The sequence below is a fragment of the Pantoea vagans genome (genome assembly GCF_001506165.1).
GTDB classification, from domain to species: domain Bacteria; phylum Pseudomonadota; class Gammaproteobacteria; order Enterobacterales; family Enterobacteriaceae; genus Pantoea; species Pantoea vagans_C.
Window position 1 is genome coordinate 2,881,638 of sequence record NZ_CP011427.1, and the last position, 16,763, is coordinate 2,898,400.

The 16,763-nt window shown below is 50.5% G+C and carries 11 protein-coding genes and 1 pseudogene; 5 read left to right on the forward strand and 7 right to left on the reverse strand.

Annotation, left to right across the window (positions count from 1 at the left end; genetic code table 11):
* Nucleotides 1-95: 95 nt before the first annotated feature.
* Nucleotides 96-563 (reverse strand): RcnB family protein, encoded by a 468-nt coding sequence (locus LK04_RS13500; RefSeq protein ID WP_039330544.1) that lies wholly within the window; start codon nt 561-563, stop codon nt 96-98.
* Nucleotides 564-1,429: 866 nt separating this feature from the next.
* Nucleotides 1,430-1,669 carry a DUF1272 domain-containing protein gene (locus tag LK04_RS13505; RefSeq protein WP_039330545.1) on the reverse strand — a complete coding sequence of 80 codons (240 nt, stop codon included), beginning with the start codon at nt 1,667-1,669 and terminating at the stop codon, nt 1,430-1,432.
* Nucleotides 1,670-1,839: 170 nt separating this feature from the next.
* On the opposite strand from LK04_RS13505, the gene LK04_RS13510 reads away from it, so the two are divergent.
* The 5 genes from LK04_RS13510 (at nt 1,840) to LK04_RS13530 (ending at nt 9,215) form a co-directional block, all read left to right on the forward strand.
* Nucleotides 1,840-2,943 (forward strand): AI-2E family transporter, encoded by a 1,104-nt coding sequence (locus tag LK04_RS13510; RefSeq protein ID WP_039330546.1) that lies wholly within the window; start codon nt 1,840-1,842, stop codon nt 2,941-2,943.
* A gap of 64 nt (nt 2,944-3,007) precedes the next feature.
* A complete protein-coding gene (locus LK04_RS13515; RefSeq protein ID WP_039330547.1) occupies nt 3,008-4,009 on the forward strand; it encodes an AI-2E family transporter in 1,002 nt (333 codons plus the stop codon).
* A gap of 161 nt (nt 4,010-4,170) precedes the next feature.
* The gene (locus tag LK04_RS13520) at nt 4,171-4,731 is read left to right on the forward strand and encodes a hypothetical protein (RefSeq protein WP_039330548.1); all 561 of its coding nucleotides are present in this window, start codon (nt 4,171-4,173) and stop codon (nt 4,729-4,731) included.
* 250 nt (nt 4,732-4,981) lie between these two features.
* Nucleotides 4,982-5,542, forward strand: a complete 561-nt coding sequence (locus tag LK04_RS13525) for a response regulator (RefSeq protein ID WP_071885747.1) — start codon at nt 4,982-4,984, stop codon at nt 5,540-5,542.
* Between the two features lie 70 nt (nt 5,543-5,612).
* The gene (locus LK04_RS13530) at nt 5,613-9,215 is read left to right on the forward strand and encodes an ATP-binding protein (protein ID WP_039330549.1); all 3,603 of its coding nucleotides are present in this window, start codon (nt 5,613-5,615) and stop codon (nt 9,213-9,215) included.
* A 34-nt stretch (nt 9,216-9,249) separates the two neighbouring features.
* On the opposite strand, the gene LK04_RS13535 is transcribed toward LK04_RS13530, so the two are convergent.
* From LK04_RS13535 to LK04_RS13555, 5 genes and pseudogenes are all read right to left on the reverse strand, one after another.
* On the reverse strand, nt 9,250-9,873 hold the full coding sequence (locus LK04_RS13535) for a response regulator (RefSeq protein ID WP_039330550.1): 624 nt from the start codon (nt 9,871-9,873) through the stop codon (nt 9,250-9,252).
* Nucleotides 9,874-10,256: 383 nt separating this feature from the next.
* Nucleotides 10,257-13,778 (reverse strand): AAA domain-containing protein, encoded by a 3,522-nt coding sequence (locus LK04_RS13540; protein ID WP_039330551.1) that lies wholly within the window; start codon nt 13,776-13,778, stop codon nt 10,257-10,259.
* 226 nt (nt 13,779-14,004) lie between these two features.
* Nucleotides 14,005-15,039 (reverse strand): type VI secretion system baseplate subunit TssG, encoded by a 1,035-nt coding sequence (gene tssG / locus LK04_RS13545; RefSeq protein WP_052206026.1) that lies wholly within the window; start codon nt 15,037-15,039, stop codon nt 14,005-14,007.
* A gap of 2 nt (nt 15,040-15,041) precedes the next feature.
* Complete coding sequence (locus LK04_RS20385; RefSeq protein WP_324609338.1) at nt 15,042-15,299, reverse strand: type VI secretion system baseplate subunit TssF; 258 nt, start codon at nt 15,297-15,299, stop codon at nt 15,042-15,044.
* Between the two features lie 56 nt (nt 15,300-15,355).
* Nucleotides 15,356-16,744 (reverse strand): annotated as a pseudogene (locus LK04_RS13555) (type VI secretion system Vgr family protein); the annotation flags it as partial.
* Nucleotides 16,745-16,763 lie beyond the last annotated feature (19 nt).

The following is a 16,763-nucleotide window of genomic DNA, read 5'->3' on the forward strand; positions in this document are numbered from 1 at the left end:
CATTGAAAGGAAAAAAGGGCCGTAGAGAGGATAACCTGGTGAGCGAAGAAAGCGGAGAGAAACACGGATGGTGGACACCATCCGTGCAAGCGATATTAGTTAAACGCGCCATTCAGAATCAGCGAGGTGATCACGCCCGTTGCTGCAGCAATCAACACATAGTTGCCATCAACATAAGACCAGTACTCACCACGCGGTGGCTCCGGCAGGCGACGTTCACGCCAGTCATCTACACGATAATGCGGGCCACGGAATTCTGGCGGCATTGGGTGCCCACGACGGAAATCATGGCCATTCCATGCGAAGTGGTCACCGCCGTGGTGTCCTTCCGGCATACGATGGTCAGCATAACGGTCGTGATGATCCGGGCCACGGTCTGGGCCATGACCACGATCGGGACCCCGGTCGCCGCCATGATCAGGGCCACGGCCGTGGTCCTGATGTTGGTCGCCGCCACGCGGCTGCCAGTGTTGGTCACCCGGGCCATCGGCCCAGGAAACGGCTGAAAACAGTGAGCTGCATGCAATAAGTGACGCAATAAGATTTGATGTAGTTTTTTTCATGATGTTGCCTCCAATGATAACGGCAGTTCTCGCACCGTTGAGTATCACTATTCATCAAATGGCAGCAAAAGAGGATTTCCAAAATTCCTAAAAAATCGGTGACTTACAATAAATTACCGCGAATTATCGCTTTCTTAACGATTGTGTCTTTTCTGACATCAAATGGACTCAATGTGAACAAAAAATGGAGATGAGAGGGGGAAAGAAACCCGATCGCGGGGATCGGGTGGATAATGCTAATTCCATAAATTGCATAAAGCGGGTAAACCCTGCAAATTTGAGGGTAAAACTGAAGCACACAACGCCACATCACTAGCATTGCCGATAAACAATACCACTTTAAAATGCAAAATTCTTTTAAAACCCCCTGCTTTTCGGAAAAAACCGTAAAAATTTAACGGGGAAAGAAAATTATATTTCGCTGCCCCTCACTTCCTGACAAATAAGGTCTGTGCTCTGACCAGAATCGGGGAGGGATTAAGCACTCTTTTCTGTTTTGCAGAGGAGCGTGGCGAAAAAAAGGCCGTTACTTGCCATAAAAACATCATAACGCACTATAAAATAAGGCAATTACAAAAACCAATTTTAAAATGGACGGTTTATTCAGAGCAAACTTCAATGTTATTCATCATTCCCTTACGCGCTTATCAGATAAAAATCCTTATTAGCCCCATTAATACACATCTGTGATTAATACCGCGCTTAATATTATCTACATTGAGTTTAGGATTATCCCTCGCTTTCTATTTAACTGAGTGTTTTTTCATCCCTGACGGGTCTGACAATAGAAGATCGCACCTCAGAAAAGGTTATTTCAGGCAGATGATTGCATTAAAAGAATAATAGTGGACGTGCAGACAACGGAATCAACGCGTTGACGATGCCGATAAATGTCGTGTGGTCGATGCCGGATGACGCGCTAACGCGGCGGCAGGACGAACCGGACGGCGCACCAATTCGCCGCTGCAATTCGGGCAGCGCTGGTTCAGGATGGTTTCCACGCAGGTGACACAGAAGGTGCATTCAAATGAACAAATACGGGCATCCGGTGACTCTGGCGGCAAATCTTTATCACAGCATTCGCAGTTAGGACGAAGTTCCAGCATGGCGGTCTCCTCTCAGTTTAGCGCCTATCATCACCTGCTTGTGCGGTCAGCACCAGACCGCTGACGGACACCATCCGGACAGATCGGGACAATCCTTCAGGGCAAAAGCATTACATTCCGCGTTTCACGTTCTATAGTTCAATCGCCACATTTACACATGAGATTATGCAATGCGAATCAAAGGCCTTAACTTCGGTTTCTTTATTGTGATTTTGGCGATCGTCACGGTTGCCTTTTTTGATGTGCTGACACCCTACTTTTCCGCCATCTTCTGGGCTGCGATTCTGGCGGTGATCTTCCATCCATTAAAATCCCTGCTGCGCCGCAAAATGGGCGATCGCAACGGGCTGGCTGCCTTTGCCACCTTAGCGATCATTTGCCTGATCGTCTTCACGCCACTGGCCATCATCACCTCTTCAATGGTGGTGGAGGTCAACACCGTCTACACCAAGCTGCAGAACAACTCGTCGCAGTTCCCTGCGGTGTTTGCCGATCTGATGCAGCATTTACCTTCATGGGCGCGTAACTATCTCGCTGAAAATCACCTCGACAATGCCGGACAGATTCAGCAAAAACTGTCTGAGTTTGCGTTAAAAGGCGGTCAGTACATGGCCGGCAGTGTGTTCCTGATCGGCAAAGGTACCTTCACCTTCACCGTGGGTTTTGGCGTAATGCTCTACCTGCTGTTCTTCCTGTTAAAGGATGGCGCATGGTTAGTGGCGTTGATGCTGGAAGCGCTGCCGCTTTCAACCTACGTAAAGCATCATCTGATGATGAAGTTCGCGGCGGTGTCCCGTGCTACGGTAAAAGGCACGGTTGTGGTGGCAGTGGTTCAGGGGATTCTGGGCGGTATCGCCTTCTGGATCACCGGCATTGATGGCAGTCTGCTATGGGGCACGCTGATGGCGTTCCTGTCGCTGATCCCGGCGGTGGGTTCAGCTATAGTTTGGGTACCAGCAGCGATTTTCTTCTTCGCCACCAGCGCGGTGTGGAAAGGGTTGTTCCTGGTCGGTTTCTTCGTGGTGGTGGTTGGCTTAGTGGACAACATTTTACGTCCCCTGTTGGTGGGTAAAGACACCAAAATGCCAGACTACTTGATCCTGATCTCTACGCTCGGCGGCATGGAAGTTTACGGTATCAACGGTTTTGTCATCGGCCCGCTAATTGCAGCACTGTTTATCGCCTGTTGGAATCTGCTCTCCGGACGTGACAACCGTGAGAATGCCGAAGAGATCGATGAAGAGTTTATCGAAGAGGGGAAATTGCGCGAGTAAGCGGTTTCCCGATCAGGCGGTTGCCCACGTTGGGTAACCGCCCGCTGACTGGAGAACTGCACCGATGTACCAGGGTTGGTTAAAAACGCTCTCCCCCGTGGCGCAAGCCCTGTTCCTGCTCGCATGCCTCACCTTGGTTTTACTGGGCTTGCGGCTCGCTGCACCGTTGATCAATCAGGTGCTGTTGGCTATTTTTCTTGCCGCCATGCTGGACCCGCTGATTAGCCGCCTGGCACAGCGCGGCATTCCTCGCGCCCTCTCTTCACTGCTGGTGATCGTCATCCTGTTAATGCTGATCGTAATCACCATCATGTCACTCAGCGCGTCGGCACCCGATCTGATTAAACTCAGCCGCCAGGCGCCTAATCTGGTCGCCGCCAAGCTGCAATACCTGACGCAATCCCTCAGCCAGATGGGCATTATCCTCACCGCCGATGAGATGCTGAATTTCGTTGATGCGGGAGCGGTGGTACGTTTCGTCACCACGCAACTGTCGATGATTCCCGGCTTACTCTCCTGGTGGCTGATGGTGTTTTTGATGCTGTTGTTTATGCTCATTGAACTGCCACTGCTAAAACGCGTGGTACGCACCAGCGAACGGCACACCCGCTTATTCACGGCACTGGAGGAAGGGATTCAGAGCGTACTGGTCTATGCGCGGGTCAAAACGTTTACCGGTCTACTCGGCGGTGTGATTGTCTGGGCAGTGGCCCATATGATTGGGCTCAAGTTCGCCTTTTTGTGGGGCGTGCTGATGTTTATCTTCAACTACATTCCGGTATTGGGTTCGTTCCTGGCGGCCATTCCGCCGGTAATCCAAACCTTTATCATGTTCGATATCAAAACCAGTCTGATGATGGTGGCATTTTTTGTCGCCCTCAATCTGATGCTGAGTTCGGTGCTGGAACCGCTGATGCTGGGAAAACGCCTGAATATGACGCTGACAGTTCAGCTATTGGCTTTCCTGTTCTGGCAAGCGCTGCTCGGCATCACCGGTGCAATTCTTGCCATTCCCCTCACCTTCCTGCTGAAAAAAGTCTGGCTGGCAGTACGCCAGCCAGCTTAATTGAACGCATCAAATTGTCTGGTCACATTCACTGAAGCCTGTAGGGCACCCGCAACCGACAGCGGGTGCACCTACTGAGGAATAGGTGACGCTTTGATTGTCAGGATTGCGCCTATAGAATGCGAGTATTATCAAAATCCGGACAATTCCTGGCTAACTCCATGATAAACGATGAGCAAAACCTTTCCCCTTATGCGTTCCTCCGCCTTTGCATTCATGCCGAAACCATGGGGCTTGATCGCACGTTCTCTTGGGGACGGGCATGGCGCCGTTACCGAAAAAGCCGTCATGTGCAATATCAGGTGAAATGGCGTTTCGCCAGTTACTTTCACGCCAAAGGCGGCAAATGGAATCGTAAATTTGCGATCTGGCTCAATGACCGCATCACGGAGCGCTACAACGTTGAGATAGCACTTGGCGCGGTGATCGGTCCTGGGCTGCGTATCGGGCATCACAACGGCATTGTCATCTCTAATGTGGTGCGAGCCGGTGCCAATCTGGTCATCCGCCAGAACACCACCATTGGCGTTAAGGACCATACTGACGGCAGAATCGACATCGGCGATAACGTGAGTATTGGTGCTCACAGTTGCATCATCGCGAATAATTTAACAATAGGGAGCAACGTCACCATTGGTGCGCAGACATTTGTCAATAAAGATCTCCCCGATGGCGCCACCTGCTACACCAAGCGTGAGTATGTGATTATTCATCACCAATAATGTCACTCTGGGCACAACAGTGCCCAACGACAATAAATGATCTTCCCCTCAAATCAAATAATTAATAAAAATACGCCAACGAAATAAATAATATATTAAAAACAATAAAAACCCAGTCAGGAATGGATATTAACCTCGTAAGGCAATCACTACAAAATTAACATTTGCGCCACCCACGCTTTAATCATAAAATCCATTAACCATTAAAATAACATCTAATAACTTCTTTCGTGATTAACAGGACTGTGACATGAAGAATGTGCTTATTGTTGATGATCATCCGGTAGTCAGGATGGCACTCCGATTATTACTTGAAACGGATAATATGAATGTCATCGGTGAAACCGATGACGGCTTTGAAGCGATGAACCTCACCAAAAGACTCTCACCGGATTTAATTATCGTTGATATCGATATGCCCTCCTACAACGGCATCGATCTGGTGCAACGCCTGCGCAACAATGACTTTGGCGGCGGCATCTTAGTGCTGACGGGTAAGGACGGCGATCACTATATCAAACGCAGTGCCAGCGCGGGTGCGGATGGTTTTATCAGTAAACGCAATAATATGACGGAATTACACGATGCGATTAGAGCGATTAACGCAGGCTACGGTTATTTTCCGCTGAATCGTAAACGCCATGGCATGGCCGATGATGAACCAGCAGACAAAGCAAAAATTGAAGCTCTCTCCAGTAAAGAACTTCAGGTGCTGGTGTTTTTAACCCGAGGAATGAAAGTCGTCGAAATGGCACAAAAAATGAAAATAAGCGACAAGACGGTTAGCACTTATAAACGTCGACTGATGTAGAAACTGGACATTCATAATATGGTCGGACTCTACGAATTCGCCAAACGCAATAATATCTCCTGAATACCTCATGCTTAAATTCGCGTATCTGCTTACTCTCTTTTTTAGCCTGTTCATTCTGCCCGCGCAGGCGGAAGAGTCTCGGATGATGCAGATATTCAGTCGCGAGCAAATTATCCCACTGACGTTTACCCTGTCCGATAACGACTGGCGTTGGCTGGGTAAAAAACGCGAGATCAAAGTGGGTGTCTATTCACCCGATAATCCCCCTTTTAATCTCACCAGCGACGCGAATACCTTAGAGGGCTTATCGGCTGATTACACCAAACTGGTGCTGCATCATCTTGGGCTTCAGATAAAAACGCACTACTTTCCCAGTCGCAGCGCTGCCTTTGACGCCCTACAACAGGGCGCGTTGGATATGCTGGTTACGGGCGCAGGCAATCAGGAAACCCCGCCAGAACTCTTGCTCAGCCAATCAGTGGTTGATGACTTCCCCGCCATGGTGTCACAAGAAAACAGGTTGTCTGCCCGCCAGGATGAGCCTGCACAACTGCACATCGCCCTGCAGCGTGGCTACTTGAGTGATGCATGGGTGGAGAGCCGCTATCCAGAAGCAAAAATCACCCGCTACCCGTCCGCATTGAGCGCGCTAGCCTCGGTCGCATTTGGCGAAAATGAGGTGTTTATCGGCAATCTGACCTCTGCCAGCTATCTGATTGAGCGCAACTACGCTTCCACACTCTCGGTCGTGCGCATTTTTGAACGCACCGATGCTGGCCACCGATTTGTCTTCCTCGCCGCCAATGCACCGCTACTTCGCGCGGTGAATAAGGTTATTAATGCCATTCCACAACAGCAGCATCAGGCCTTATTTCACCAGTGGGGACAAAGCCTACCCGCTTCACTGGCTGCTCAGCCGCAGCTGTTCAATGACAGTGAGCGGCGCTGGCTGCGCCAACACAAAGTGCTACGTGTGGTGATCAATCCCTTAGACGCGCCCTTTACCCTGAAAGATCGTCAGAACAGCTTCAATGGCATGACAGCGGATTTGCTGCGCTTGATTCATCTGCGCACCGGGCTGAATTTCAAAATGGTTGAAGCTTCCTCGGTCAACGACATGCTGGATAAGTTGAGCAGTCATCAGGCCGAGTTTGCCGGCTCACTGACCTACAGCGCGCAGCGGGAAGATCGTGCGTTATTTTCGCGGCCCTATGTTTATCCGCCCTATGTTTTAGTCAGTAAAGATTCGCTGGGATCGCCGAATTCACTCAGCGAGATCACCACTCTCGCTATTACTCCACAGCATGAACTCACTCAGTGGCTGACGGAAAATTATCCCCATATCAAACTGGTGAACGTTGAGAATGCCAGCATCGCGCTGCAAATGGTTAATGAAGGACGCGTCGACAGCGCGGTGAACAACCTGATATCCGCGCGATATATGATCGACCGCTACTTCAGCAATCGACTGCAGATTTCGGCGCGTCTGGGGGAACATCCTGCCCGCATCGCCTTTGCCATTGGGCGCGAAAACCCAGAGCTACTCAGCATTTTGAATAAAGCGCTGGCGGCCCTCTCTCCCCGCGATATTTCGCAACTGACGATGAAATGGCAGGGCACGCCGGATGTCAAACTGGATACCTGGTTGGCCTATCGCCACGAGTTCTATTGGCTGGCGGGAATCTTTGCGCTGCTGGTAATCACCACTCTGTTCTGGAACTACCATTTGCACCGCGCCATACGCCAACGCAAGGAGGCGCAAGCACGGCTTCAGGAGCAGGCAGCGTTTCAAGAGACCCTGTTTAACGGTACGCCAGTGCCGATTTATGTCATCAATAGTGCGGGTGAATTAACCAACAAAAATCCAGCCTGGAGTCATTTTTTTGCGGATGAGTACAGCCACATCAGCCAACTCCCCCTCAGTGATACCGCGCACCCATTGCACACCATCTGCCACGCTCATATGACGCTGCTGGCGGAGCAAACATCACGAGTTATGCCGCCACAGCGTGGACAGATCGATAACGGACGCGAGCGACGTGAAGTGATCCATCGGGCTGAAGCCTTCCGCGATCATTACGGCAATATCGCGGGTTTAATTTGTAGCTGGCAGGATGTAACCGAGCATGAACGCCTGACGCGCGCGCTCTCTTTAGCCCGGGAGCGCGCCGAGCAGGCAAATCGCACCAAGAGCACCTTCCTTGCCACCATGAGCCATGAAATTCGCACCCCGATCAGCGCGATTATTGGCCTGCTGGAACTGGCGGTTACCGATCGCCAGCAGCAGTGTGATAAGGAGTCGGTGCGGGTGGCCTATGAATCCGCACAGTCTCTGATGGGGCTGATTGGCGATATCCTCGATATGGCAAAAATTGAGTCCGGTAAGCTGGAGTTCACCACGGAATGGGTGAGTTTTGAGAAGCTGGCCGAACCGGTGGTGCGGGTGTTTTCAGGCCTGGCACGCCAGAAAGGCTTGCTGCTGCATTACCACATTGATGCACTGCATCCCGATGAGATTCACGTCGATCCGATGCGTCTGCGGCAGATCCTCTCCAACCTGATCAGTAACGCCATCAAATTCACCGAGCATGGATCGGTAGAAGTGCAGATTCGCAGCCAACCCCGTGAGGATGATCAGATTCAACTGGAAATGATCGTGCAGGACACCGGCATTGGCATCAGCGAAGTTGAGCAGCAGCTGATTTTCAATCCCTATGAACAATCGGCTTCAGGCAAAAAACAGAGCGGGACAGGATTAGGTCTGGCGATCTGTGAGCAGATGGTGGCGATGATGGGAGGATGCATCACCCTACACAGCCAACCCGGCCGCGGCACCCGCATTAGTGTGCATATCCCGCTCTCCAGCCGTAAAGCACTGGATATCCCGGTCGAGGCCGTTTCCCAGCAGGAGTGTTGCAATTTACCCCTCACCATTTTGACGGTGGACGATCACCCGGCCAACCGGTTATTGCTGAAACGACAACTCACTCGCCTGGGGCATAACGTGATTGAAGCGGAGAATGGCGAACAGGCGTTATGGCTATGGCAGGAGAATACCGTTGATTTGGTGATTACAGATTGCAGCATGCCGGTGATGGATGGTTTTGCTTTAACCCGCCAGCTGCGCCAGAAACAGCGTGGCCCATTGACGATCATGGGACTGACCGCCAATGCCCAACCGGAAGAGCGCTTGCGTTGCCTTGATGCGGGCATGGACGATTGCCTGTTCAAACCGCTGCGTTTACCCCAGTTGGATGCCATCCTGCATAACATCCCGCGTTCAGCTGCCGCCACTACCTCAAAGCACCTCAAACTGCATCAGCTCCTCGACCTTAATGCACTGCGCGATCTGGCGCACCATGACGCCGAGATGTTAGAGCGATTACTCAGTGCCACCCGTGAAGAGAACCTGCGCGATATGCAGTTCGCCTACACCAGCTGTGATAAAGGTGACTGGCTGGCACTGGAGCGCAGCCTGCACCGACTGGCAGGATCGGTACAAATCATTGGTGCGTTAGACATTGCCGCGCAGTGTCGCAAGCTGGAAGAGGCGTGCGTCACCCCAATAGAGGCCGTGGATATTAAACAGATGCTGGATGAAACCCTCAGCTGTGTACAACTGCTTAACCAAGCCATTCAGAATTTCATTCAGGAACAGCGGGCCTTGTAAGCAATGAGGCCCGCTATTCTCTATCGTTACGGAATTAATCCATATTATGCCGTGCCGTAAAGTCATACAGGTCGATCATATTTTTCAGCTCTAATTTTTCCATCATGCGGCACTTGTAGGTGCTGATGGTTTTGTCGCTGATGTTCATGATTTTAGCAATCTCAACAATTTTCATACCCTGCGCCAGATAACGCATCACATCCATTTCTCTGGCGGTAAGCGTGGCGATTTTATCCTGTGCACTGTGCGCCTCAGCGAGCATCAGCCGCCGTGCACGCGCGCCGGGAAAATAGCCGTAGCCACGGCGCATCGCGCTCAGCGCATCATGCAACTCTACTAACTCTTTGCGTTTGCTGATAAACCCATCGGCGCCTGCACTGGCACAGCGCCGAATATAGTGTTCACTGTCCTTGCCCGACAGCACAAGAATACCGATATCCGACCCTTGCTGGCGGATGCGCTGTACAACGTCAATACCGTTAAGTGAAGGGATATCGATATCAATGATGAGTAAATCTGGCCGCAACTTTTTCACCAGCACAATGGCTTGCAAACCGTCATTCACCTCCGCAGCCACCACCAGATTTTGCTTTTCAAGCAGCAGCTTGACGGCGAAGCGTGTGACGGGGTGATCATCCACAATCAATACATTTTTCATTCTTCACCTTGCGCAGATTGGCCATTCCCGAACATCGCTGAGAAGGCTGGGTCATTCAGGACCTATCTACACGTTAAATCGGTCGTTCGGACTGAAGACTAAAATAATTAACCCTTTGAATGTCATAGTTTTGTGTATAGGTAAGTAAAGATAAAAATATACAGATTAAATGAATGAAACCCCTGCAAGGGTGGTGTTATGGGGGTGAATAGATCCTTTCATGCGCTTGCCAGCAAGTGTGGTGCTGCGGACAGAACAAATCAGGAACGGCAAGGTGAGAGAGTATTCTAATGTTGTTATGACATCATATCTGGCGGGATGACAATGGACACTCGTAATGGCTTACCTGATTAGAGTGAAGCCATTACTTATGGGAAAATGAATTAGTGTTGCAGTTGACGTTGCTCCAGACTGGTATTAATCGTCTTAATTTCACCTCTCAGGCTTTCGCCACGGTAAACCATCGACGTGTCATATCGCTGATACTTCTCATCGCGAGTGGCGCTGAACCAGTTAAACGAGCCGACGCACAAAATTCCATCATCACCAATTACAATTTTGCTGTGAACACGATTGACCAACTTCGTCACGACACCGATTTCATTAAGTTTTTCCACTGCATCCTTTAGGCGCTGTTGTTTGGATATGCGCGTTTCATAATCAGTATGCTCGGTATTAAAACTTTTGTCCGTGACCACCGTGATATCGATACCGCGAGCTCGCGCCTCAACCATTGATGCGAGAAAACCGGTTTGTTCAAGCTTTTGCCAGGTTAACCAAGGGGAAACAATAGTGATACTCTTACAGATCGCGTTAAACGTTTGGTTTAAAAACGCATCATGTTGCTCAACACCGTGTAACGTTGAGAGCTGCGTTTGTGCAGCATTAAGATCATGGCGTTCTTGGTATTCGAACTGCAATGCATTCCGGGTGGAGGCAAACAGATATTTTGCCAGTAGTCCTCGCGGCGAAGAACCTGGCTGGATCTCGAACACATCCATATCGCCAAAGACCAAAAAGCTATCTTTAGCACGTGAAACGGCGACATTGAGCATGCAGCTGTCTCTGTCGATAAACCCGCCATCTTCGTGCTTCGAGTAGACTGACGAGAAAATTACAATCGCCCTTTCCGCCCCTTGCAATGAATGAACAGTGCCGACCGTTAGTGAATTTTCATCGGCATCACAATTAATATCCAGTTTGCGTAATGACGATTTAATCGCGTTGACCTGAGCCGAAAAAGGCGTGACAACGCCAACTAATTCATTCAAAGGTTTATTGTAATGACGCTCAATGTCTTCCTTATGAGTTGCAAGCCACGCTGCTATCGTCTCTGCTTCAAAGGTGTTATAGCGACTTCCACCATTTGCCTGTGTGCCTTTGCCATCAATATGCAAATAGCCCATCGCAGGAAATATCGTTTCTTTTTCAACCCCTCGTTTGGGCTGCAATTTTCCGTGATAGCACAGGCTATTACAGTAACCAATGATGTTATCGAAGCAACGACGATGCTCGTATAGATACATCCCGCGGGCCAAATCCGAGTCATACTGGTAACGCGAGTTAAACTGGGCAACCTTCATGACGCTGCCAGATGCGGCACTCTTTCCGGAGTCACACACCAGTGCATAAGCCTCATTGAGTTCTTCCTGAGTACCACCCGGTAGAATGTTCTCTTCCACCATATTGCCAATATCTACGCTTGGCAAACTGTTCCAAATGGGTGCAATCTGTTCTGTATCACCAATAACTAATGCTTTATTTGCTAATGCGAAAGAAGCTGCAGCGACCTCAGGCAGTACCTGTCCCGCTTCATCAACTATCAGTAAATCAGCGAAATTATACAGATAGCCATCATCAAACTTTTTCCCGCCAACATGCTCCCTGATGAGCATATGATGAGGAAGCATGTAACAGGTCATCACTACACAAGGGGTAAGCTTCATTCTTCGCAGCCAGCGAGCTTTAACCGCTTTCGCACCTCTAAGACCTTTTTCTTTTTCAAGATGAGTAATCGAAGCCATATCCATCAACCATCGACCTTCCCAGTAATGCGTCGTCACCAGAAACGCAGGGAAACGGAGTTGTGTATCGGCAAGCTCATCGGCTTCGCTCAGGGTTAGCTCCTCCTCGCCAGTGTGTCCCAGCGAATGCCCCATTTCACGCCAACGTATGGCGGCTTCATTTTCACGCTGGGAAACATCCTCAGCAAAAGAAATCTGCTGTTGATACTCCCCCTGCTCCTTAAGCGCTTTTGCAATAAGGTCATCAATAAAGGCATCAATACCTTCAGCAAATGTCCCTTGAAATGCTGCCATTCGTTCACCAAATGTAGCCTCTAAAAAAACACTTATTTGATAGTGACGTTTAGTGCGAACGGCTGGAATCCAGGAGAACAGTGCGTACATCAATGACTCACTGGCTCTGAGTTGCTGCCACTGTTTTTTTCCCTGCGTTAATAGTGAGATTTCATTGGTGATATCGAGCAGTAACGTCCTCTTATTCTGAATATACTGGTTCAGATCGTCGCTTATGGCGTACCGCTCCTCGCGTATGCTATTAAGCCTTCCCCAAATGGGCTCAATTTGCTTCAACTGTGAATGAAGCTCAGCTAAACGCCTGTGTAAGCGTTCCACAACTTGTTCAGTTGATTGACACTCCTCACCGGGGAAAGCCTCTCTTGCCTTTTCAAGAAAGAAGACTTCTGCGTTTTCCAGATATTCAAGGGATTCGACACGTTTAAAAAAATCTTCCGTCTGATATTTTTTTGCGGCATCGGCTTTTCGACTCGATGACGGAAAGTAAGCGCCAAAGCTTCTGACATCAGGCAGCCAACGCCCCGCCATAGGACCTGTACCGCTTGAAAAATCTTTACCGAAGGCCTCAATAATATTGGTTACCGCCTGATTGTTGGTTGATGTCGCTATCACCAACGGTGGCTCATCTTTGTTAAGCGCCGCCCTTGCCCACTCAGTAGCAATGATCGAGAGAACCAAGGTAGTTTTCCCTGTTCCTGGAGGACCATTCACCGCAAGAATATCGCCCGACTGTTGAGTAAGAAAATGACTTAGGGCATCGCGCTGTGCGACAGCCAGCGGAAACTTATCACCGGAATGCCCCAGACGTTCGCTGAACATGGCATTGCTGGCAAGGAGTGGCTGTGTCGTGGGCTTTTCTACTGAAGCAAAACGTGAAAGTAGTGGAACCGCTTTTTTGCTCGACAGCAGATGATCGTACATCGGCAATATATGAATGCTGGCACCTCCAGTCTGGTTGGCTTTAATAACATAGCCATATCCAGCGGGTTCATATTGCTCAGGTGATTTGAGCCATTTGCCAGCAACATGTTTTAAAAGTTCATCAGTATTTTCACGGTATTTTTCCCACGACTGCTGATAACGAGCATATCGTTCCTCCCGTTGTTCATCTGATTCCTCTCGCTGCACATCCTCATTGTCGGTGCCAAAAGTGATTGAATTATGGGTGGTTTTGTATTTGTCATATGTCTCCATTTCACCAATAGAGAAAGTACCTTTGGGGAGCGGTTCAAGCAGATCACGGGGAATGGTGGCGGGAGCAGCTGGAAATAAAAAACCTTCGCGGTTCAGCAGAGCGGAGGTGACCAAAGGCGTAACAATGGCCGGAGCACCTGCTGTTCTTTCTTTGCCGTGTTTTAACTGACGAATCCATACCTGTGGGCGCAGCAACACTTCGACAGTTTTAACCTCAAGGTTTTCACCCTGGAAGAGTGATTTGACAATCTCCTCATCCAACCTTCCAGCCGAAACATCCTTCGATTTTGTGAATGAATCTTCATCTTTGCGCTCGAATGCTCCTTTTCCTGATTCGGAATCAGCCAAGGTATTACGCCAGTATGAAGTGAATCCCTGAGTATTGCTGTCCATCGCCCATCCCGTAACTTAGATAATGTTATTCATTTCGTTGAGATAAATATTACTTATCATTTAATATTGTCCACGATGCGAGCTCTAATTCAACTATTTGTTTTAGCTGTCATTGATTGTTCACGCCCAAGAATATTCGTCATTACCGCTAACATCAGAGTCGCGGAGTGTCCTTGATATAATGAAGAATTATGATGGGCTGAACCTTAGGGTTATAAGCGAATAATCACCCAAGCACCTTATTAACCTCGCGCAAGCGCCCCACCCGAATTCGCGTTGTTGCAGGCATTGTGGTGTTATTATAATCCCTCAACCCCAGCATCACATTGTATCCGTTGAATAATCCGGCATCGCCCAAGCGGGGCACCGGCAGCAGCCGGGTCGGCACCGTCAGCCAGAATCGCAAATCGTAATCACAGCCCAGCAAGGTGTGCAGCAGCGCCATCACGTCCTGGCGGAGTTGCCCGTCAGGCATCCAGCCCTTCGCTTCTGCGGGATCGTCTGTCGAGAGCTCGACCCGCGAGCAGTAACCCGCCACGTGAGTTTCATCGCCCAGTATCGGATTTTGATCGAGCGTCATGCCGCCGCGTATTGAGAGGCGGGCGCGTTTTGCCACTGGCATCCTCACCGGATGGTGTGCAAAAACCTCAACTTTGGTATTCGGTGCCTGGCTGTTGATCACCGCTACGATGCCTTCCGCGGTGTGCGTGGTATGCAAGAGTGGTTGCAATATTGCCAGCAGGCGTGATGATGGTTGATCGCCGCTGTGGATGATGCCCGTAAGCGCCATCAGGCTTTGCGACACCGTATCCATACCGCCCGGCTCAAAGGTGGCCGGATAGCTGTATTTGCGCCAGATGCGGTAAAACTGTGTCATCAAGCGGTGATTGAAGATATCCAGAAACGCTGCCATCGCATCCGCACCGTCGCGGCCCTGATTAATATCGTCAATGATGCTGGTGGGCAGCGGCGAATCCACACCGTACAGGCCAAAGAAGTTAGTTCTGACCGTTGGCGCGGCATCCGGATTGTCAGCATCATTTTCCGTACACTTCAGCTCCCCGGCGGGAAAGCCCAGATGCGGATTGGGGCGAAAGCGCACCGGATCACTCTCGGGCGTGCGGCCCGTGCCAAGACGGCTGCCGGTCGTCTGCTCCAGCAACTGGCAGAAACGATAAAAATTATACCGAGCTGTCTGGTCGCGGCCTTTTTCGTCCAGCCAGAAAGGTGGCAGCGTCTGGCTGTTTTCGTTGTTATCCATGCTCAGATCAGCACCCTGTCAATGCGGCGTTCAGGCCAAGCCCATTCGGTGCCAGAAGCGGTCAACAGCACCGTCAGTTGGGTAAAGCGCAACACGCTGGCGTACTGCGTCAGGAACTGCTCCAGCAGCTCGCAGAACAGGCGGGCATCACCGGTGCCGCTGAACTGCGTTTCATCGAGCGCCACACGAATGCGCACGCCGTGCCAGTGATACGACGAGTTATAGTCCTGACGCCAGCTGACGTGACGGATACCGCTGATACGGCGGCGGTTGTTTTCGTCGTCGCTCCAGTCGAATACGGGCGATCAATATCACCGCTTTCAAAGCCAACCATCACACCCGTGCCATCCATTAACGGCCAGTGGAAGCCGTATTCTCCCCCTGCATAAGGTTTTGCCAGGCGTATCCAGCAGCTTTCAAAACCCTTCTGCCACTCACCCCGGTCAAGATCGAAGCGAATGCGGTAACGCCCCTGAGCATCAATGTGGGAGTAGGTATCATTTTCCTGCGTAGATGACACGCGGGCAGGCAACGTTCCGCTGATGGTCGGCCAGCAGAGTTCCTCTGGTCGCCATGTGTAATCACGGCTCCAGGGAACAGCTGTGAATGTGATGAAATAAGCGGAATCGCGGGAGATATTCTCGCAATCAGTGCTGACGACCAGTAACCCTTCTGGCGCATCTGGCCACGCCTTACCTGGGGTCGTGATGATCATCCCCGGACGCAGCGTCATGCAGTTGGATTTACCCTCAAACGTCACCAGCGTACTGAGATGACGTTCACTGCGGATACCTGCATACCAGATGCCCTGGCCGGGTTGCTCCTCATACGCTTTTCCGGCATCGGGATAATGCTCCGCCCAGCGATGGTCTGTACCACGTAGTGCACGATACTCCTCGCTGGTTCTGGCTTCCGCTTTCATATCGCTTTGTGCGCTGCGGTAGTTGTCATCATTGACGCCGACCTGCTTCGGCACGGCATTGCGAACTACATGCATATCCCAGACCGATTCCAGGCCTCCGTCAAACAGCCCGGAAGGATGGCGGAAAGGTATTGCCGGTCCCTTGATCCAGCCCTGCGCGTGATCGGTGAAGATAATGGCATCTTCATTGCTTTCTTCATCATACTGACGATAGAACGACACACCGACATCGGCCAGACGTCTGGCGATATGCGCATAATCGGACTCTTCGTACTGCATCATAAAGTCACGTAGCGGATAGCGGGTGTTGAGCTTCAGGGCAAAGCCCATCCGGTCAATCAGATGATTTTCCAGCGTCTTTTCAGTCAGGCTGATAATGCTGTCATTGAGGTAAACTGCGCTGTTGCGCCCCTGCGTCATGCGCACCATCTTGTGTTCAAGCACAACGCTGTAGTGGGTCTGGTCGGCGCTGGTATTATGCTGACGGAATTGCGTGATGATGCCTGGCACGATGCGCGGAGTAAGTTTTTCCCAGGGTTTACCATCCGGATACATCAACAATTCAGCAGAGTAGTTGATCAGCAGCGTCGCAGGGATATCGCGAGTGGTGCTGGTAAATTCAACCTCATAACGGGGGATCTGACTCAGCGCTTCACTGCCGCTGAATTTCAACACCGAAATCTGAATATCCGGGCGCTCCTGGCTGAGTTTTTTCAGCCGGAGTTGGTAATGGTTACAAGCTCCGTATTTACCACTCTCAATGATGTAATCCGCAATTCCCATGGTTTCCCTTCCCTTTTAT

What these genes read in the sequence shown, in the direction of transcription:
- LK04_RS13500 (WP_039330544.1), bottom strand. Translation starts at nt 563, where the DNA reads ATGAAAAAAACTACATCAAATCTTATTGCGTCACTTATTGCATGCAGC.
- LK04_RS13505 (WP_039330545.1), bottom strand. Translation starts at nt 1,669, where the DNA reads ATGCTGGAACTTCGTCCTAACTGCGAATGCTGTGATAAAGATTTGCCG.
- LK04_RS13510 (WP_039330546.1), top strand. Translation starts at nt 1,840, where the DNA reads ATGCGAATCAAAGGCCTTAACTTCGGTTTCTTTATTGTGATTTTGGCG.
- LK04_RS13515 (WP_039330547.1), top strand. Translation starts at nt 3,008, where the DNA reads ATGTACCAGGGTTGGTTAAAAACGCTCTCCCCCGTGGCGCAAGCCCTG.
- LK04_RS13520 (WP_039330548.1), top strand. Translation starts at nt 4,171, where the DNA reads ATGATAAACGATGAGCAAAACCTTTCCCCTTATGCGTTCCTCCGCCTT.
- LK04_RS13525 (WP_071885747.1), top strand. Translation starts at nt 4,982, where the DNA reads ATGAAGAATGTGCTTATTGTTGATGATCATCCGGTAGTCAGGATGGCA.
- LK04_RS13530 (WP_039330549.1), top strand. Translation starts at nt 5,613, where the DNA reads ATGCTTAAATTCGCGTATCTGCTTACTCTCTTTTTTAGCCTGTTCATT.
- LK04_RS13535 (WP_039330550.1), bottom strand. Translation starts at nt 9,873, where the DNA reads ATGAAAAATGTATTGATTGTGGATGATCACCCCGTCACACGCTTCGCC.
- LK04_RS13540 (WP_039330551.1), bottom strand. Translation starts at nt 13,778, where the DNA reads ATGGACAGCAATACTCAGGGATTCACTTCATACTGGCGTAATACCTTG.
- tssG (WP_052206026.1), bottom strand. Translation starts at nt 15,039, where the DNA reads ATGGATAACAACGAAAACAGCCAGACGCTGCCACCTTTCTGGCTGGAC.